The 17,438-nt window shown below is 63.6% G+C and carries 23 protein-coding genes; 19 read left to right on the forward strand and 4 right to left on the reverse strand.

Annotated elements, in window-relative coordinates; genetic code table 11:
* Window positions 1–45 precede the first annotated feature (45 nt).
* The 5 genes from MRBLMU1_RS11970 to MRBLMU1_RS11990 all read left to right on the forward strand — a co-directional run bounded on the left by MRBLMU1_RS11970 (window position 46) and on the right by MRBLMU1_RS11990 (window position 3,898).
* A complete protein-coding gene (locus MRBLMU1_RS11970) occupies window positions 46–1,230 on the forward strand; it encodes a PilT/PilU family type 4a pilus ATPase (RefSeq protein WP_363501469.1) in 1,185 nt (394 codons plus the stop codon).
* A 19-nt stretch (window positions 1,231–1,249) separates the two neighbouring features.
* A complete protein-coding gene (gene rfaE2 / locus MRBLMU1_RS11975; protein WP_363501472.1) occupies window positions 1,250–1,735 on the forward strand; it encodes a D-glycero-beta-D-manno-heptose 1-phosphate adenylyltransferase in 486 nt (161 codons plus the stop codon).
* The gene (locus tag MRBLMU1_RS11980) at window positions 1,732–2,025 is read left to right on the forward strand and encodes a hypothetical protein (RefSeq protein WP_363501475.1); all 294 of its coding nucleotides are present in this window, start codon (window positions 1,732–1,734) and stop codon (window positions 2,023–2,025) included. The genes rfaE2 and MRBLMU1_RS11980 overlap by 4 nt, the downstream gene beginning before the upstream one ends.
* 71 nt (window positions 2,026–2,096) lie before the next feature.
* Window positions 2,097–2,855, forward strand: coding sequence for an AraC family transcriptional regulator (locus MRBLMU1_RS11985; RefSeq protein ID WP_363501478.1), 759 nt, complete (start codon window positions 2,097–2,099; stop codon window positions 2,853–2,855).
* A gap of 59 nt (window positions 2,856–2,914) precedes the next feature.
* Window positions 2,915–3,898: a DMT family transporter gene (locus MRBLMU1_RS11990; RefSeq protein WP_363501481.1), complete on the forward strand. Its 984-nt coding sequence runs from the start codon at window positions 2,915–2,917 to the stop codon at window positions 3,896–3,898.
* Here MRBLMU1_RS11990 and trmL read toward each other — a convergent pair.
* Together trmL and MRBLMU1_RS12000 are read right to left on the reverse strand one after the other, a co-directional pair.
* Window positions 3,830–4,300, reverse strand: coding sequence for a tRNA (uridine(34)/cytosine(34)/5-carboxymethylaminomethyluridine(34)-2'-O)-methyltransferase TrmL (trmL, locus tag MRBLMU1_RS11995; protein WP_363501484.1), 471 nt, complete (start codon window positions 4,298–4,300; stop codon window positions 3,830–3,832). The genes MRBLMU1_RS11990 and trmL overlap by 69 nt on opposite strands.
* Before the next feature lie 20 nt (window positions 4,301–4,320).
* Window positions 4,321–5,145 carry a ComF family protein gene (locus tag MRBLMU1_RS12000; protein WP_363501487.1) on the reverse strand — a complete coding sequence of 275 codons (825 nt, stop codon included), beginning with the start codon at window positions 5,143–5,145 and terminating at the stop codon, window positions 4,321–4,323.
* 94 nt (window positions 5,146–5,239) lie between these two features.
* Here MRBLMU1_RS12000 and MRBLMU1_RS12005 point away from each other — a divergent pair, with 94 nt between their 5' ends.
* The 7 genes from MRBLMU1_RS12005 to MRBLMU1_RS12035 all read left to right on the forward strand — a co-directional run bounded on the left by MRBLMU1_RS12005 (window position 5,240) and on the right by MRBLMU1_RS12035 (window position 11,221).
* Complete coding sequence (locus tag MRBLMU1_RS12005) at window positions 5,240–6,166, forward strand: methyltransferase domain-containing protein (protein WP_363501490.1); 927 nt, start codon at window positions 5,240–5,242, stop codon at window positions 6,164–6,166.
* 431 nt (window positions 6,167–6,597) lie between these two features.
* Window positions 6,598–7,815 (forward strand): cytochrome c oxidase subunit II, encoded by a 1,218-nt coding sequence (coxB, locus tag MRBLMU1_RS12010; protein WP_363501493.1) that lies wholly within the window; start codon window positions 6,598–6,600, stop codon window positions 7,813–7,815.
* A gap of 15 nt (window positions 7,816–7,830) precedes the next feature.
* Window positions 7,831–9,420, forward strand: coding sequence for a cytochrome c oxidase subunit I (gene ctaD / locus MRBLMU1_RS12015; RefSeq protein ID WP_315212296.1), 1,590 nt, complete (start codon window positions 7,831–7,833; stop codon window positions 9,418–9,420).
* Between the two features lie 3 nt (window positions 9,421–9,423).
* Complete coding sequence (locus MRBLMU1_RS12020; RefSeq protein WP_218147319.1) at window positions 9,424–9,531, forward strand: cytochrome oxidase small assembly protein; 108 nt, start codon at window positions 9,424–9,426, stop codon at window positions 9,529–9,531.
* A 1-nt stretch (window position 9,532) separates the two neighbouring features.
* Window positions 9,533–10,117: a cytochrome c oxidase assembly protein gene (locus MRBLMU1_RS12025; protein ID WP_363501498.1), complete on the forward strand. Its 585-nt coding sequence runs from the start codon at window positions 9,533–9,535 to the stop codon at window positions 10,115–10,117.
* A complete protein-coding gene (locus MRBLMU1_RS12030) occupies window positions 10,104–10,310 on the forward strand; it encodes a DUF2970 domain-containing protein (RefSeq protein WP_363501501.1) in 207 nt (68 codons plus the stop codon). Before MRBLMU1_RS12025 ends, MRBLMU1_RS12030 begins: the two co-directional genes overlap by 14 nt.
* A gap of 32 nt (window positions 10,311–10,342) precedes the next feature.
* Window positions 10,343–11,221 carry a cytochrome c oxidase subunit 3 gene (locus MRBLMU1_RS12035; protein ID WP_414646067.1) on the forward strand — a complete coding sequence of 293 codons (879 nt, stop codon included), beginning with the start codon at window positions 10,343–10,345 and terminating at the stop codon, window positions 11,219–11,221.
* Window positions 11,222–11,318: 97 nt separating this feature from the next.
* On the opposite strand, the gene MRBLMU1_RS12040 is transcribed toward MRBLMU1_RS12035, so the two are convergent.
* Complete coding sequence (locus MRBLMU1_RS12040; protein ID WP_090316716.1) at window positions 11,319–11,522, reverse strand: twin transmembrane helix small protein; 204 nt, start codon at window positions 11,520–11,522, stop codon at window positions 11,319–11,321.
* 39 nt (window positions 11,523–11,561) lie between these two features.
* On the opposite strand from MRBLMU1_RS12040, the gene MRBLMU1_RS12045 reads away from it, so the two are divergent.
* From MRBLMU1_RS12045 to MRBLMU1_RS12070, 6 genes are read left to right on the forward strand one after another with little or no spacing between them, the layout of a single operon-like run.
* The gene (locus tag MRBLMU1_RS12045; protein ID WP_363501508.1) at window positions 11,562–12,296 is read left to right on the forward strand and encodes an SURF1 family protein; all 735 of its coding nucleotides are present in this window, start codon (window positions 11,562–11,564) and stop codon (window positions 12,294–12,296) included.
* Window positions 12,297–12,324: 28 nt separating this feature from the next.
* The gene (locus tag MRBLMU1_RS12050; RefSeq protein ID WP_414646074.1) at window positions 12,325–12,903 is read left to right on the forward strand and encodes an SCO family protein; all 579 of its coding nucleotides are present in this window, start codon (window positions 12,325–12,327) and stop codon (window positions 12,901–12,903) included.
* Between the two features lie 5 nt (window positions 12,904–12,908).
* Window positions 12,909–14,072 carry a COX15/CtaA family protein gene (locus MRBLMU1_RS12055; protein ID WP_363501513.1) on the forward strand — a complete coding sequence of 388 codons (1,164 nt, stop codon included), beginning with the start codon at window positions 12,909–12,911 and terminating at the stop codon, window positions 14,070–14,072.
* A gap of 9 nt (window positions 14,073–14,081) precedes the next feature.
* Complete coding sequence (gene cyoE, locus MRBLMU1_RS12060) at window positions 14,082–14,975, forward strand: heme o synthase (RefSeq protein ID WP_363501517.1); 894 nt, start codon at window positions 14,082–14,084, stop codon at window positions 14,973–14,975.
* A complete protein-coding gene (locus MRBLMU1_RS12065) occupies window positions 14,972–15,559 on the forward strand; it encodes an SCO family protein (protein WP_363501520.1) in 588 nt (195 codons plus the stop codon). The genes cyoE and MRBLMU1_RS12065 overlap by 4 nt, the downstream gene beginning before the upstream one ends.
* Window positions 15,556–16,611, forward strand: a complete 1,056-nt coding sequence (locus tag MRBLMU1_RS12070; protein WP_363501523.1) for an AI-2E family transporter — start codon at window positions 15,556–15,558, stop codon at window positions 16,609–16,611. Before MRBLMU1_RS12065 ends, MRBLMU1_RS12070 begins: the two co-directional genes overlap by 4 nt.
* A 24-nt stretch (window positions 16,612–16,635) precedes the next feature.
* Here the strand turns inward: MRBLMU1_RS12070 and MRBLMU1_RS12075 are convergent, their stop codons facing one another.
* Window positions 16,636–17,034, reverse strand: a complete 399-nt coding sequence (locus MRBLMU1_RS12075) for a GFA family protein (RefSeq protein WP_363501526.1) — start codon at window positions 17,032–17,034, stop codon at window positions 16,636–16,638.
* Window positions 17,035–17,219: 185 nt separating this feature from the next.
* Between MRBLMU1_RS12075 and MRBLMU1_RS12080 the strand changes: the two genes are divergently transcribed.
* On the forward strand, window positions 17,220–17,432 hold the full coding sequence (locus MRBLMU1_RS12080; RefSeq protein WP_363501529.1) for a hypothetical protein: 213 nt from the start codon (window positions 17,220–17,222) through the stop codon (window positions 17,430–17,432).
* Window positions 17,433–17,438: the final 6 nt, after the last annotated feature.

The following is a 17,438-nucleotide window of genomic DNA, read 5'->3' on the forward strand; positions in this document are numbered from 1 at the left end:
GATATAATGCACCTTGGCGGCGCAAACCTGAGAAAGAAGGGCGGTATGTCCACAACATTCGGACCGGAAGAGGCGCAAGCCTACCTGCACAAGCTGTTGAAAGTGATGCACCATACGGGCGGCTCGGATCTGTTCATTTCCGCCGATTTCCCGCCCAGCATCAAGGCGCAGGGGGCGATGAAGCCGCTGAGCCAGCAGAAGCTGACCGGCAGCGTCACGCGCGCGCTGGCGCTGTCGATCATGAACGAGAAGCAAAAGCGCGAGTTCGAGGCCGAGCTGGAGTGCAACTTCGCCATCTCGCTGCCGGAGGTCTGCCGCTTCCGCGTCAATGTTTTCGTGCAGCAGCAGAACGTGGCGATGGTGATCCGCACCATCGCCTCCGAGATCCCGACGTTCGAAAAGCTCGACCTGCCCGAGGTGTTGAAGGACGTCATCATGACCAAGCGCGGGCTGGTACTGGTGGTCGGTGGCACCGGTTCGGGCAAGTCGACCACGTTGGCGGCGATGATCGATTACCGCAACGCCAATTCGGCCGGCCACATCATCACGGTGGAAGACCCGGTCGAGTATGTGCACAAGAATAAGAGCTGCCTGGTCACGCACCGCGAGGTCGGCGTCGACACCTTGTCGTGGCATAACGCGCTGAAGAACACCTTGCGCCAGGCGCCGGACGTGATCCTGATCGGCGAGATCCGCGACACCGAGACCATGGAACATGCGATCGCGTTCGCCGAGACCGGCCACCTGTGCCTGGGCACCCTGCACGCGAACAACTCCAACCAGACCATGGACCGCATCATCAACTTCTTCCCCGAGGAGCGGCGCAACCAGTTGCTGATGGATTTGTCGTCCAACCTGCGGGCCATCGTCTCGCAGCGGCTGGTGCGCACCGAGGACGGGCAGGGGCGCAAGGCGGCCATCGAAATCCTGCTCAACACGCCGACGATCGCCGAGATGATCTTCAAGGGTAATTTCCAGTCGATCAAGGAGATCATGCACAAATCGCGCGAGCTGGGCATGTGCACGTTCGACCAGGCGCTGTACGAACTTTATAATAAGGGCTACATCGGCTATGAAGAGGCGATCCGCAACGCCGATTCGGCCAATGGCCTGCGCTTGCAGATCAAGCTGCGCGGCGAGCGCAAGGAGCCGGGCGACACAGGCCGCGCCGGCGCCGATACACTCAGCATGCAGATCGAAGCGGAAGCGCCGGACGAAGAACCCAAGTAATCACATCGAAAAGACCCACATGCCCCAATTTGAAGACAAGATCTGCACCCGTGAACAACTGGCCGCGCGCGTGGCCGCGCTGCCCAAGCCGGTGGTGCTGACCAACGGCGTATTCGACATCCTGCACCGCGGCCACGTCACGTACCTGGCGCAGGCGCGCGCGCTGGGGGCGTCGCTGGTGGTGGCCGCCAATACCGACGCGTCGGTCAAGCGGCTGGGCAAGGGCGACGACCGGCCGCTGAACAACTGCGCCGACCGCATGGCGGTGCTGGCGGCGCTGGAGTCGGTCAGCCTGGTGGTCGATTTCGACGAGGACACGGCGCTGGAGGTGGTGCAACAGGCGCGGCCGGAGATTTACGCCAAGGGCGGCGACTACCGGATGGATGCGATTCCGGAGGGACAGGCGGTGCTGGCCTACGGCGGGCAGGCGGTCGCGATCGATTTCGAGCACGACCGGTCGACGACCAAGTTGTTGACCAAGGTGCGCGCGCAGCGTCCGGCATGAGGCTGCTGCTGATCGCCATCGCGGTGCTGGTGTTCATCGGCGTGCTGTGGGGGCCGGTGACGTATGTGGCGTGGCGGCTGTGGCAGCGCGGCGACCCGGTCGCGTTCCGGCAATTGCGGTTCCTGCTGCCGGCGCAGCTGATGGCGGCGGTGGCGCTGGCGTTCACGGCCGATGTGCTCGGCATGCGCAATCCGCCGGCGCTGTTCGCCGCCTCGACGGTCATCGTCAGCGCGGTGGGCACGGGCGCGCTGGCGCTGGCGCGTTACGTCGCCAGAAGGCGCGGGCGCTGAATCCCGGCCTGCGTGTTTTAACGGTATTTGGACGACGCGGGTTCCCCACCGCCGATGGTACACTTGGGCGCATGTCCGCTCTTGCATCCACCGCACTCGATCTGCGCAGCTACGGCGCCGTGCCGTCGGCCGGCGTGCACGGCTTCGCCCAGCTGGTGCTGCCGCTCAAGGGCAAGCTGACGCTCGATATCGGCGGCGAGGGCGGCGTCGCCCATCCCTTGCAGGCCGCGTTCATCGAACCCGGCCTGGTGCATACCCAGTTCTCCACAGAGTCCAATCAATCGCTGATCCTCGATTTCGACCTGGCGATGGCGCCGGAATCCACGGCCGCGCGCCTGATCGAGCGGCCTTACGCGCCCATCAGCGCGCCGGCCGCCAAGCTGATCGACTACATCGGGCTCATGCGCGCCCATGCGGGAGCCGACGCCGCGACGCTGGCCAACTGGGCGCCGTTGCTGCTCGACGCGCTGGCGCGGCAGCCGATCCGTCCCGCGTCGCGCCTGCTGCCCGCACTGGACAAGATCGAGGCCCATCCCGGCTTGCCGTGGAACGCCGAGGCGATGGCCAAGGCCGCCTGCATGAGCGTGAGCAGCCTGCACCGCGTGTTCCGCGACGAGCTGCGCACCACGCCGCTGGCCTGGCTGACTGACATGCGCCTGCGCTGGGTGTGCCGGCAGTTGGCCGCCACCAATCTGCCGATCGCGCAATTGGCCACGCAGGCCGGGTACGCCGACCAGAGCGCGCTGACGCACGCGATGCGCCGCGCGATGGACATCACACCGTTGGCTTACCGCAAGCGCGAACGGCAGGATCAGACAAAAAATCGCTAGCCTGGCACAATCCGCGCCGCTCCCGCCCGCCGACAATGACGCCTTCTCAAGGAGGCGATATGTGGTATGGCGTGTTATGCGGGGTGGCGGCCGGGGCGATGTGGGGGACGATCTTTGTCTTGCCGGCGTGGCTGGCCGCGTTTTCTCCGCTGGAGCTGGCGCTGGGGCGCTACCTGGCCTATGGAGCGATCATGCTGGTGCTGCTGGCGCCGCGCCTGTCCGGGCTGCTGAAGCGCCTCACCCGCGCCGATTGCATGGTGCTGTTGCGCCACGCGCTGGCGGGCAATATTGTCTACTATTTGTTGCTGTCGTTCGGCGTGCAGCTGGCCGGCGTGGCGGCGGCGTCGCTGGTGATCGGCCTGCTGCCGCTGAGCGTGACCCTGGTGGGCCGGCGCGATCACGGATCGGTGCCCTTGCGCAGGCTGGCGTGGCCGCTGCTGGTGGTGATCGCCGGAATGGTGTGCATCAATGTGGAAGTGTTCACGGCGGCGCGGGCCGGCTGGGCGGCGTCGGCGCTGGGCATGCTGTGCGCGTTTGGCGCGCTGCTCTGTTGGACCTGGTACGCGGTGGACAACGCGCGCTTTCTCAAGCGTAACGCCAGGTTCAGCAGCGCGGAATGGTCCGGCCTGTACGGCATCAGCACGGGCGTGATCGCGCTGGCGATCGCCTCGGCGACGGGCCTGGTGGCGATTGGTGCCGGCGGTCTTGGCGCCCCCGGCCGCGACTGGCCGCGTTTCTGGGGCCTGATCGCGCTGGTGGCGACGGCCGCCTCCGTGATCGGCAACCAACTCTGGAACATCGCCAGCCGCCGCGTGCCGGTGACGCTGTCGGGACAGTTGCTGCTGTTCGAAGTGCTGTTCGGGCTGCTGTACGGTTTCCTGTACCACCGGCAAACGCCGCGGCCGCTGGAGTGGTTGGCGATCCTGCTGCTGATCGTCGGCGTGGCGTGGTCGGTGTGGCTGCACGCCCGGCCGTCAAGCGCCGCCGGCGTAACCGTTCTGGCGCCAGGCCTCGAAGACCACCACCGCCACGGTGTTCGATAGGTTCAGGCTGCGGTTGTCCGGACGCATCGGCAGGCGGATGCGCTGGGCCGGCGGGAAATTCTCTCGCAGCGCCGGCGGCAGGCCGCTGGTCTCGGAGCCGAACACGAACACATCGCCCGGCTGGAAGCTGGCCTGCGCGAACGGCGACGAGCCGTGCGTGGTCATCGCGAACATGCGCGCCGGGTCCGGCTGCAGGTCCGCCAGGAACGCTTGCCAGTCGGCGTGCACCTTCATCCTGGCGTATTCGTGGTAATCCAGTCCGGCACGTTTCATCTTCGAATCCTCCAGCGGGAAGCCCAGTGGTTCGATCAGGTGCAGCTGCGCGCCGGTGTTGGCGCACAAACGGATGACGTTGCCGGTGTTCGGCGGAATTTCGGGGTGGACCAGCACTACGTGAAACAAAATGTTCTCCTCAATACAATTCAATGCGGCGGCGTGCGGGCGAACACCAGGTTGCTCACGCGGGCGGCGCCGTGGCGCTTCAAGGTGGCCGCCAGTTCGTCCAGCGTGCCGCCGCTGGTCATGACGTCGTCGACGATGCCGATATGCCTGCCGCGCACCTGCGCGGCGTCCGGCACCGCGAACGCGCCGGCGATGTTGCGCTGGCGCTGCTCGGGCGCGACGCTGCTTTGCGCCGTCGTCTCGCGCACCCTCGCCGTCAGGCGCGGATGCAGCGCGACGCCGAGGCTGCGCGCCAGCGGCCTGGCGACTTCCAGCGCCTGGTTGTAGCCGCGCTCGGCCAGCCGGCGCGGCCCCAGCGGCACCGGACAGATCAGCGCCGGCAGGACGAAGCCCGGCTGCTGCAACACGGCGTCGCGCAGCAGGCGCGCGAACAGGGCCGCCAGGGCCAGCCGGTGGCCGAACTTCAGTTGCAGCACCAGTTGGTCGACCGGCATCGCGTAGTCGGCCGCGGTCAAGGTGACATCGAAGGCGGGCGGATGCGTGGCGCACTGGCCGCACAGTTGACCCCCGGGGTTGCCGCGCGTCTGCTGCCCGGGATGGTTCGCCATGGCGCCCGACAACGGATTGGCGCAGCAATCGCATCGCGCGACAGCGGCATTGGCGCCGAAAAATTGTGCGGCGCATTCGGGGCAAAGCGTGTCGTCGCTGTCCAGTCCGCACAGCGCGCAGGACGTCGGCAGCAACGTACGCAAGACCCTGGCGCTGGTGCGCCGCAGCAGGCCGCCGGCCGGGCCGGCCCCGGCGCCGCCAGTGCCTGTTGTTTCTTCGATCAGCTTGCCACGCATGCCACGCTCCCGGCAAAAAACGCGGGCCGTAGCCGTCGCATTCGCGTTCAACCATGTACACTGCCGACATTATCGCATTACAGACCACCCCACGATGCATGTGCCCGCAAATCCACCCAAACTCAGTGCGCCTATCGATCTGGAGCGTGTGCGCGCGCTATTTTCCCGCCCTGAACGCATTGCGCCGGCCGATTTCCTGCGCCGCGAAGTGTCGTCGCGCATGTTCGACCGCCTGGAACTGATCAAGATCGCGCCGCAACGCGTGCTCGACGCCGGCTGTGGCGCCGGCGCCGACCTGCCGTTGTTGCAAAAATCCTATCCCGCCGCCCAGATCCTCGGCCTCGATTCCGCCGAGGCGCAGCTGCGCGCCGCGCAAGGCCAGTCGACCAAGCCGTCGTCGCTGAACCAGCTGCTGAGCAAGCTGTTGCCGTCCAAGACGGGTGTCGACCTGATGTGCGGGGATTTCGCTGAATTGCCGTTGGGACCGAACTCCGTCGACCTCGTGTGGTCCAATCTGGCCCTGCATTGGCATCCCCAGCCTGATCGCGTGTTCGCCGAATGGCGCCGCGTGCTGCGTGTGAACAGCCTGTTGATGTTTTCCTGCTTCGGACCCGATACGTTCCGCGAGCTGCGGGCGGCGTTCGCCGAGGCCGACCTGGCCGCGCACGCGCTGCCGTTCGTCGATATGCACGACTTCGGCGATCAATTGGTGGAGGTCGGGTTCTCGACGCCGGTGCTGGATATGGAAGTGATCACCGTGACCTACGACACCCCCCGGGCGATGCTGGCCGATGTGCGCGCCCTGGGCGGCAATCCGCTGGGGACGGTGAGCAGGGGACTGATGGGCAAACACGCCTGGCGACGCATGCTGGACGCGCTGGAAAAGACCCGCCGTGCGGACGGCAAGCTGGGGCTGACCTTCGAGGTGATTTACGGCCACGCCTTCCGTCCGGCGCCGAAAGTGACTTCCAAAGGTGAAGCCATCATCCGCTTCGATCTGCCCCGCAAGCCGCGCCAGTAGCGGGTTTGCGGCCGTTTCACCCGCCGTTCGACATTTCGCACTGTGGTAAAGCTGAGTGCGCTCTGAGGGACGGAAGAGTTGCAAAATGGATTATTTGTTGATGTGCGTCGTTGTTGTTATATATAATCATTGACTAATTTTGCCAGCATGTCACGTCGCCAGCTATAACCCACCGACGCGAGGCGAAAGCAGTTAGAACGAACAAGAACAAGCAGTTGAATTAAGCAGAATCAGGCTTTTATGTTGTCCGTAGGCAGTATGTAGGGACGACCTTATAAGTCTCAAGGTCCCGCCGGGGTCGCGTTGAAGAAGTTTTTCAAACGTGGCTGGCATGGGGCCTGAAGTTGTTTAAGGAGCGGCGCCGGTTCAGTTCACCGAAATCCGGAGTCGTTAAAAAAATATTTTTAATTTCTTGGGTGGTTGGGGAAAACATGACACATGCGAAGCGACTTCAATCGTTGATGCTCGGGCTGACGATGACGGCAGCCAGTATCCCAGCGTGGGCGGCGGAGACGGCGGCTGGCACCTACGGCCCGGCGACGGGCGGCACCGGCGGCCCCATCCCCGGGCAGATGAATCTGCAGCCCCCCGCGACCCAGATCGCTTCCCAAATCTACGACCTCCACACCTGGATGATGGTGGTCTGCCTGGTCATCTTCGTCGCCGTGTTCGGCGTGATGTTCTATTCGATCTTCAAACACCGCAAGTCGCTCGGCCACAAGCCGGCCACCTTCCACGAATCGACCGCCGTTGAAATCGCCTGGACCGTGGTGCCGTTCCTGATCGTCATCGGCATGGCGCTGCCCGCCACCCGCACCGTGGTCGGCATGAAGGACACCTCCAACGCCGACATCACCATCAAGGTGACCGGCATGCAGTGGAAATGGGGCTACGACTACCTCAAGGGCGAGGGCGAGGGCATCTCCTTCCTGTCGAACCTGAAGACGCCGCGCTCGCAAGTGGGCGCGCCGGGCTTCGCGCCGACCGAGGCGCGCGGAGACAACTACCTGATGGACGTCGACAACGAGGTCGTGGTGCCGGTCAACAAGAAGATCCGCATGGTCACCACCGCCAACGACGTCATCCACTCGTGGTCGATCCCGGCCTTCGGCGTCAAGCAGGACGCCATTCCCGGCTTCGTGCGCGACACCTGGTTCAAGGCCGACCACACCGGCACCTATCGCGGCTATTGCTCGGAGCTGTGCGGCAAGGAGCACGCCTTCATGCCGATCGTGGTCAAGGTCGTCACCGACGCCGAGTACAAGACCTGGGTCGACGGCAAGAAAAAGGAAATGGCCGCGCTGGCCGACGATCCGAACAAGACCTGGACCATCGACGAACTGAAAACCAAGGGCGAAAAAGTCTACACCGCCAATTGCGTGGTCTGCCACCAGGCCACCGGCAAGGGCGTGCCGAACGCCTTCGCGCCGCTGGACGGCTCGGCCGTCGTCAACGGCCCGAAAGCCGACCAGATCCATGTGCTGCTGAACGGCCAGAAGAGCGGCAAATACCCGGCCGAGATGCCGGCGTGGAAGCAACTGTCGGATACCGACATCGCCGCCGTCATCACCTACACCCGTAACAGCTGGTCGAACAAGGCCGCCGAAAACATCGTTCAACCAGCCGAAGTCGTGGCTGCACGTAAGTAATCAGGAGCGTTACAAATGAGCACAAGCACCTTGGATCACGCACACGATCACGATCACGCTCACGACCACCCGCACGGGTTGTCGCGCTGGTTGTTCGCCACCAACCATAAAGACATCGGTACCCTGTACCTGTGGTTCTCGTTCGTCATGCTGCTGTCGGGCGGCGTGCTGGCGCTGATGATACGCAGCGAGCTGTTCAAGCCCGGCCTGCAGTTCTTCCAGCCCGAGTTCTTCAACCAGCTGACCACCATGCACGGCCTGGTGATGGTGTTCGGCGCCATCATGCCGGCCTTCGTCGGCTTCGCCAACTGGATGATCCCGCTGCAGATCGGCGCCTCGGACATGGCGTTCGCGCGCATGAACAACTTCTCGTTCTGGCTGCTGCCGCCGGCCGCGCTGCTGCTGGCGACCTCGTTCCTGGTCCCGGGCGGCGCCACCGCCGCCGGCTGGACCCTGTACGCGCCGCTGTCGACCCAGATGGGGCCGGGCATGGACATGGCCATCTTCGCGATGCACCTGATGGGCGCGTCGTCGATCATGGGCTCGATCAACATCATCGTCACCATCCTCAACATGCGCGCGCCCGGCATGACCCTGATGAAAATGCCGATGTTCTGCTGGACCTGGCTGATCACCGCCTACCTGCTGATCGCCGTCATGCCGGTGCTCGCGGGCGCCATCACCATGACACTGACCGACCGCCACTTCGGCACCACCTTCTTCAACGCGGCCGCCGGCGGCGACCCGGTCATGTACCAGCACATCTTCTGGTTCTTCGGCCACCCCGAGGTCTACATCATGATTTTGCCGGCGTTCGGCATCGTCTCGCAGATCCTGCCGGCGTTCGCCCGCAAGCAGCTGTTCGGCTACGCCTCGATGGTGTACGCCACCGCGTCGATCGCGATCCTGTCGTTCATCGTCTGGGCGCACCACATGTTCACCACCGGCATGCCGGTGACGTCGCAGCTGTTCTTCATGTACGCGACCATGCTGATCGCGGTGCCGACCGGCGTGAAGGTGTTCAACTGGATCGCCACGATGTGGAAGGGCTCGATGACCTTCGAAACCCCGATGCTGTTCGCGGTCGGCTTCATCTTCGTGTTCACCATCGGCGGCTTCACCGGCCTGATCCTGGCCGTGACGCCGATCGACATCCAGCTGCAGGACACCTACTACGTGGTGGCGCACTTCCACTACGTGCTGGTGGCCGGCTCGCTGTTCGCGCTGTTCGCCGGCTTCTACTACTGGTCGCCGAAGTGGACCGGCCACATGTACAACGAGACGATGGGCAAGGCGCACTTCTGGCTGTCGCTGATCACGTTCAACATCACCTTCTTCCCGATGCACTTCCTGGGGCTGGCCGGCATGCCGCGCCGCTATGTCGACTACTCGGCGCAGTTCACCGACTACAACATGGTCGCCACCATCGGCGCCTTCGGTTTCGGCCTGTCGCAGGTGTTCTTCCTGTTCTGCGTGATCCTGCCGACCATTCGCGGCGGCAAGAAAGCCGAAGCGAAGCCATGGGATGGCGCCGAGGGCCTGGAGTGGACCGTGCCGTCGCCGGCGCCGTTCCACACCTTTGAAACGCCACCGCAGTTCAAGTAATCTATGTCCGAACATAAAAAGCCGAACAACGCGCGCACCGGCTGGATACTGGCCGGCCTGGCGCTGTTCTTTTTCCTGTCTGTGTTTGTCAAACGTATCTGGCTGAGCTGACTTGAGTCGAGACAACGAAACCAGCGGGTTGAACCGCACGCTGTTGGGCAAGCTGATCGTCATCGCGGTGGTGATGTTCGGCTTTGCCTACGCGCTCAACCCGTTCTACCGCCAGATCTGCGAAGCGCTGGGGCTGAACGTGCTGACGCAGAAGGACGGCACGGTCGAGTTCGACAAGAACACGCAGGTCGACAAGACGCGCGACATCGTCATCGAGTTCGACGCCAACGCGCAGGGGCCGTACCGCTTCCGCCCCACGGTGACGAACATGACGGTGCATCCGGGCGAGTTGGCCACGGTGATGTACGAGGTGGTCAACACGCAAAACCGCGATGTGGCGGCGCAGGCGATACCGAGCTACGCGCCGCAAAACGCGATGCAGCACTTTAAAAAGGTCGAGTGTTTCTGCTTCAAGCAGCAGGCGCTCAAACCGAACGAGGCGCGGCAGATGCCGGTGGTGTTCTTCATCGATCCGGCGCTGCCGAAGGATGTGAAGACGATCACCCTGTCGTACACCTTCTTCGAGGTGGGCGGCATGGACAAGACCGCAGCGGTGGGCGAGGGCGCTAAAAATGCCATCCGATAAAAAGGAAAGCGCCTCGTTCCTGTACTCGTTGCGGGCGGTGTTCTGGTCGTTTTTCGGCCTGCGCAGGAAGAGCGATTTCGATACCGATTCGGCCAAGCTGAATCCGTTGCACATCGTCATTGCCGCCCTGATCTGCGTGGCCGTTTTCATCGGCTTGCTGATCACGATAGTCAAATTAGTAGTGGCACAATAACAGTAGCATCCTCGAATAAATGATTTAGGGAGATGAAGATGAGTTCACAGGTCGGTTCACACCACGCGACGGCGCCGTACTATTTTGTGCCGGGTCCGTCCAGATGGCCGCTGTTCGCCGGTATTTCGCTGTTGGTCACGATGGTCGGCGCATCCGGCTGGGTGAACGACGCGTCGTGGGGCATGCCGGTCAACCTGATCGGCATCCTGTCGATCATCACCGTGCTGTATTTCTGGTTCGGCGACGCCATCAAGGAATCCGAGTCCGGCCAATACAGCCAGCGCATCGACTACTCGTACCGCTGGTCGATGGCCTGGTTCATCTTCTCGGAAGTGATGTTCTTCGCCGCCTTCTTCGGCGCGCTGTTTTACGCGCGCACGATCACGATGCCGTGGCTGGGCGATCTCGATCACAAGTTCATCTGGCCGGACTTCGCCGCGCACTGGGGCAACACCGGTCCGGCCGGCACGATTGAAACGTTCAAGACCATGGGCCCGTTCCCGATTCCGACGATCAACACCGCTTTGCTGCTGACCTCGGGCCTGACGTTGACGATTTCACACCACGCGCTGCGCGCCGGCCACCGCGCGCAGACGGCGATCTGGCTGTTCGCCACGGTGCTGCTGGGTGCCATCTTCATGGGCTTCCAGGCCTACGAATACATGCACGCGTACTCGGAACTGAACCTCAAGTTGACCTCGGGCATCTACGGCTCGACCTTCTTCATGCTGACCGGCTTCCACGGCTTCCACGTCACGGTGGGCGCGATCATGCTGTCGGTGGTGCTGTACCGGGTGCTGAAGGGCCACTTCACGCCGGACAACCACTTCGCGTTCGAAGGCGCGGCCTGGTACTGGCACTTTGTCGACGTGGTCTGGCTCGGTTTGTACGTTGTCGTGTACTGGCTGTAAGGGCGCAGCGTTATAATGCCGCGACGGGGTCGTCGCGGCGCAAAAAGCCGCAGACGGGACCGCCCGCTGCGGCTATTTTTTTAAGAGCAATTCCGTTTCAGGTGCGGATGCCGGTGGGGTGGATGTAGCCGAGCTTGTAGAAGAGCAGGATCAGCAGGAACAGGGCGATCGACAGGCCCACCCGCAGCGCGAGCGCGTTGACGGTGTTGTTGCTTTTGCCCTTGTCGCGCATCAGGAAGAACAGGGCCGACCCCAGGCTGCCCAGTATCAGGATGAACGCGATGGCGACAGCAATTTTCATGACAGGACCGGGCGGTGAAATGAGTGAGGCTCCATTGTAATGCCTATTAGCTTCCGCTTTAAATTGATCCCTTTCGTGGCGACCGTGCTGCTGGTGACGCTCGGCATTCAGCTGGGGAACTGGCAGGAGCGCCGCGCCGCGCAAAAAATCTCCGCTCAGGATAAACTTGCTCAAGGTAACCTCGCCGGTCCGCTGGTGCTCGACGGTAAGCCGCTCGATGCCGGCGCCGTCGAGTTCCGCCGCGTGACCGCGACCGGGGAGTTCGTGGCCGGCTGGCCGCTGTACCTGGATAACCGCCCCTACCAGGGCCGCTCCGGCTTTTATGTGCTGATGCCGTTCAAGATCGCCGGATCGGGCATGCATGTGCTGGTGCAGCGCGGCTGGCTGCCGCGCGATTCGGCTCAGCACGACAGGTTGCCGGCCTTCCTCACGCCGACGGGCGAGGTCACGCTCGAAGGCGTGGCGCGGCTGAACCCGGGCCACGTGATGCAATTGGGTACGGCGCCGCCGCTGGCGCCGAACGCGATCGTGCAGAACGCCGATCCGTTGCAGGTGGCGCAGCAGAGCGGACTGACGATGCAGCCGTTCGTGCTGCAGCAGACCGCGCCGGCCAAGCCGGGCGGCGACGATACGCACATGGCGCGCGATTGGGCGCTGCCGGCGATGAGCGTCGAAAAACATCAGGGCTACGCCTTCCAGTGGTACGCGCTGGCGGCGATGGCCGTTGTCTTCTTTGTTGTGAACGGATTCAGACGTGCAAAACCCGCCAAATAATCAAACATCCCGTGGCCGCTGGAAGCTGATGGCCGTGCTGGCCGTGTGCGCCGCGCCGCTGATCGCTTCGTATTTCATGTATTACGTGGTCAAGCCCAAGGGCGGCGTAACCAATTACGGCACGCTGATCGATCCGCGCCTGTATCCGATCCCGCCGATGGCCAGCACCACGCTGGACGGCAAGCCGGCCACGCTGGACGACTACAAGGGCAAATGGATCATGCTCAAGGTCGGCCCGTCCGAGTGTTTGCAGGAATGCCAGGACCAGCTGTTCGCGATGCGCCAGCTGCGCACCATGCAAGGCAAGGAGATGGAACGCATCGAGCGGGTGTGGATGATCACCGACAGCGAGCCGCTCGATACGGTGCTGATGCGCGTCAACGACGGCACCCGCATGCTGCGCGCGCCGGCCGCCGTGATCGACAAGTGGCTGCCGCTGGACAAGACCGCACCGGCCGACAAGGTCGCCGACCACGTCTACCTGATCGACCCGCTGGGCAACCTGATGATGCGCTTCCCGAAAGGCGCCGTCTCCAGCGACACCGAGAAGGTGCGCAAGGTCCACAAGGATATCTACAAACTGCTTAAAGCCTCGGCGATCGGATAGCCATCATGCACATGACCCTGATCCAAATGGCGGTCACGGCGTTGCTGGTCGCGCTGCTGCCGCTGTCGCTGGTCTATACCTCGTCCGACGCCAGCAAGTACCGCAAGCTGGTGTGGGTCAGCGTGTTCCTGACGTTCGACCTGATCGTGTTCGGCGCCTTCACCCGCCTGACCGACTCCGGCCTGGGCTGCCCGGACTGGCCCGGCTGCTATGGCGCCGCCAATCCCTTCCTGGCGCATGCCCAGATCGTGGCCGAGGAAACCCTGCGCCCGACCGGCCCGGTCACCGTGGTCAAGGCCTGGATCGAGATGATCCACCGCTACCTGGCGATGGCGATCGGCGTGCTGATCGTGGCGATGATGTCGCAGGCGTGGTACCGCTGGATCAAGTCCCAGCGCACCCGCATCGAGTACGCGCCGGGCATGCCGACCTTCCTGTTCTTCTTCGTCTGCCTGCAGGGCGCGTTCGGCGCCTGGACCGTCACCTTGAAGCTGCAACCGGTGATCGTCACCATCCACCTGTTGCTGGGCATGGGGCTGCTGGCGCTGCTGGTGTGGTACGGCGGCCGCCAGAACCACCTGATCTCGCCGGTGCGCACGGTAACGGCGTCGCCGCCGGCGATGCGCAACATCCGCCTGCTGGCCGCCGCCTCGGCGCTGATCCTGCTGGTGCAGATCGCGCTGGGCGGCTGGGTCAGCACCAACTACGCGACCCTGGCCTGCACCGATTTCCCGCTGTGCGGCGGCAAGCTGGTGCCGGAGATGGACTTCGAGCATGGCTTCACGCTGTGGCGCGAGCTGGGCAAGACCGCCGCCGGCCACTATCTGCCGTTCTCGGCGCTGACGGCGATCCACTGGGTGCACCGTAACATGGGCTTCGTGGTCGCCCTGGTGGCCGGCTACACGGCCTGGCGCGCGTGGGACCATCCGGCGCTGCACAAGACCGCGCGCGGCATCGCCATCATGCTGGCGGTGCAGATCGCCAGCGGCGTGGCCACCATTTACCTGAGCTTCCCGTTGACCATCGCCGTGCTGCATAACGCCGGGGCGGCGATGCTGGTCCTGCTGCTTACCATGTTAAACTACAAGGCTAAGTACCAGTACGATCTTGCCAAAAAAGCAGCTTCAGGCTCGGCTTTCCCGCAGATCTTGCCGGTCAGGCAACGATAAGCACACCTGATGACCACTCACACCGCAATTTCCAAACCACCCAGCCGCGCCTCGCAATATTGGGCGCTGACCAAGCCGCGCGTCACCCAGATGGCGGTGTTCTGCGCCGTCATCGGCATGTTCCTCGCCACCGAGGGGCTGCCGGACTGGCGCGTCGTGGTCGCCGCCACCATCGGCATCTGGCTGCTGACCGGCGCCGCCTTCGCCGTCAACTGCCTGGCAGAGCGCGAGATCGACGCCCGCATGGCCCGCACCGCGCGCCGGCCGATGGCGCTGGGCGATATCACCGTGATGCAGACTGTGGTGTTCGCCACCGTGATCGGCGGCGCCGGCATGTGGATCCTGTACACGATGGTCAATCCGCTGACGATGTGGCTGACCTTTGTCACCTTCATCGGCTACGCCATCATTTACACGATGATTCTGAAGCCCTCCACGCCGCAGAACATCGTCATCGGCGGGCTGTCGGGCGCGATGCCGCCGGCCTTGGGCTGGGCCGCCATCGCCAACGAGGTGCCGATGGAAGCGTGGCTGCTGGTGCTGATCATCTTTGTCTGGACGCCGCCGCATTTCTGGGCGCTGGCGCTGTACCGCCGCGACGACTACGCCAAATCCGGCCTGCCGATGCTGCCGGTCACGCACGGCATGCAGTTCACCCAGTTCCACGTCTGGCTGTACTCGATCGCGCTGGCCGCCACCACCTTGCTGCCGTTCGCGGTGCACATGAGCGGGCTGATTTACCTGGTGTCGGCCGTCATCCTCAACGCGGTGTTCCTGCACCACGCGTGGAAAATCTACCGTCACTACACCGATCTGGTGGCCCGCAAGGCGTTCACCTGGTCGATCATTTATTTGTCGCTGCTGTTCGCGGCGCTGCTGGTGGACCACTACATCAAACTATGAAGAAAATCCTCGCCCTGGGCCTGCTGGCCGTCTCCATGATGTTGGCCGGCTGCGGCGAGAAAACCGCGGCGGCGCCGACGTTCAAGAACGTCGACATCACCGGCGCCGCCTTCGCGCGCGACTTCGCGCTGACCGACCACACCGGCAAGCCGCGCACCCTGGCCGACTACAAGGGCAAGGTGGTGGTGATGTTCTTCGGCTTCACCCAGTGCCCGGACGTGTGTCCGACCACGATGGCGGAGATGTCGGCGGTGATGAAGGAACTGGGGCCGCAGGCCGAACAGGTGCAGGTGCTGTTCGTTACCGTCGATCCGGAGCGCGATACGAAAGAGCTGCTGTCGCAGTACGTGCCGGCGTTCGACAAGCGCTTTGTCGGCCTGTACGGCACGCCCGAGCAGACCGCCGCCGTCGCCAAGGAATTCAAGGTGTTCTACTCCAAGGTGGAGGGCAAGACGCCGGGCAGCTATTCGATCGACCATACGGCCGCCAGCTACATCTTCGACCGCAACGGCAAGGTGCGCCTGCTGGTGCGCCATAACCAGGGGCCGGCGCCGATCGTCCAAGATATCAAACAACTGTTATGAGCGGGGATCCCGTGGGCCAGCGCTTCCAGCCTTTTACCCGGCTCGCCGCCGTCATCCTCTTGGTGATCGGCTGCCTGTTCGTGCTGCGGCCGTTCCTGGCCGCGATCCTGTTCGCCTGCGCCATCGCCATCTCCAGCTGGCCGCTGTATCTGCGCCTGCTCGAGCGCGTGAAGGGGCGGCGCTGGCTGGCCGCCATCATCATGAGCGTCGGCCTGACCTTGCTGATCGTCGTGCCGCTGACCCTGGTCACCTGGAACATCGCCGACAACGCCTCCGAATTCTACGACCACTTCAAGGGCGACCTCGACACGGGAACCTTGTCGCCGCCGGCATGGCTCAAGGATATCCCCATCGTCGGCGACATCATCGACACCTATCTGCGCAAGCTGCTGGGCAGCCGCGACGAGCTGGTCAACACCGCCAAGGGCATGCTGGAGCCGGCGCGTCATTTCCTGCTGGGCAGCGGCATGGTGCTGGGCAGCGGCGTGGCGCAGGTTAGCCTGGCCGTGTTCGTTAGCTTCTTCCTGTATCGCGATGGCCAGTACATCGTCGTCTCGCTGTCGAACGCGATGAACAAGCTGATTGGCGCGGAGCAGAGCCTGTCGGTGTCCGACACCGTCAGCCGCACGGTGCGCGGCGTCATGTACGGCCTGCTGGGCACGGCGCTGGCGCAATCGGTGGTGGCCGCGGTCGGCTTCCTGATCGCCGGCGTGCCGGCCGTGGCGCTGCTGTCGGTGGCGACCTTCCTGCTTTCGCTGATCCCGGTCGGCCCGCCGCTGATCTGGGGCGGGGCGGCGCTGTGGCTGTTCAACGAGGGCAGCGTCGCCTGGGGTGTGTTCATGCTGGTGTGGGGCATGTTCCTGATCAGCGGGGTCGACAACGTCGTCAAGCCCTTGCTGATCAGCCGTGGCAGCAGCCTGCCGTTCATCCTGGTGCTGCTGGGGGTGATGGGCGGGGTGCTGGCGTTCGGCTTCGTCGGGCTGTTCATCGGGCCGACGTTGCTGGCGGTCGGACTTGGGTTGTTGCGCAACTGGACCGGGCAGCCTGTTTGATTCGGTCTGTCGTTCGCGGCCTGGCTACAAGTGCCTCACCTCGTCCGGCGGGGTTTCCCAGTTATCATTGCGGCCGTCCAGATAGGTGATCGGCGCTTTGATCAGCTCTTCGGGGGTGACGTCGTCGAGGCAGGTCACATTGACGGCATAGAACTCGCCCCAGCGCGGCGAGTTGCCGATCCCAAATGAGCGCACGCCGCAGTGGCGGCAAAACAGGTGCTTGTCCCGTTTGGTCAGGAATTGGTAGGTGGTGAGGTCCGCTTCGCCCGAGAGGAGTCGGAAGGCCGATGGCTGGACGATGGCCGGCCAGAACCGTACCTTGGTGCAGATCGAGCAATTGCAGCGCAAGGTACCCTGGCTTAGGTCGATGTCCGCCTCAAAGCTCACGGCGCCACAATGACAACTTCCACGATAGGTTTTCAAGGTCTCTCCGACTGGTTCGATAGCGGCAAGACTAGCAGTGGATTGCCTCTCTGGCAAATTGAAAGCGATTTGTCTTGTCTCAAACCGCGCTCGCTCATTTGACCGGTGCTGTCAAAATCTTAGGTATATAATTTTTGTCGTAGCGGATCGATAACGGGTGAATCTACAGTGTCGAGGAGAAATACATGGGCGAGAACAAAAACTTCTTTTCATCTGCCGACTTGGCCGCGATTAGCGCGCGAATGGCCCGCTATTCGGCCTCGCCTGCCTCCACGAATTCTGCATATCTGCCCAAGTCGCCCATCGTCGCGAGGCTTATGCGTGAAAAAGGAGTTTCCCGCGAGAAGATGAACGAGGCTTATCGCATCGCGCAGATGACGGTTCGTTCAGGTAAATAGGACCTT

Origin of the sequence: Burkholderia sp. LMU1-1-1.1 (assembly GCF_040675865.1) — a bacterium.
GTDB lineage: Bacteria > Pseudomonadota > Gammaproteobacteria > Burkholderiales > Burkholderiaceae_D > Rugamonas.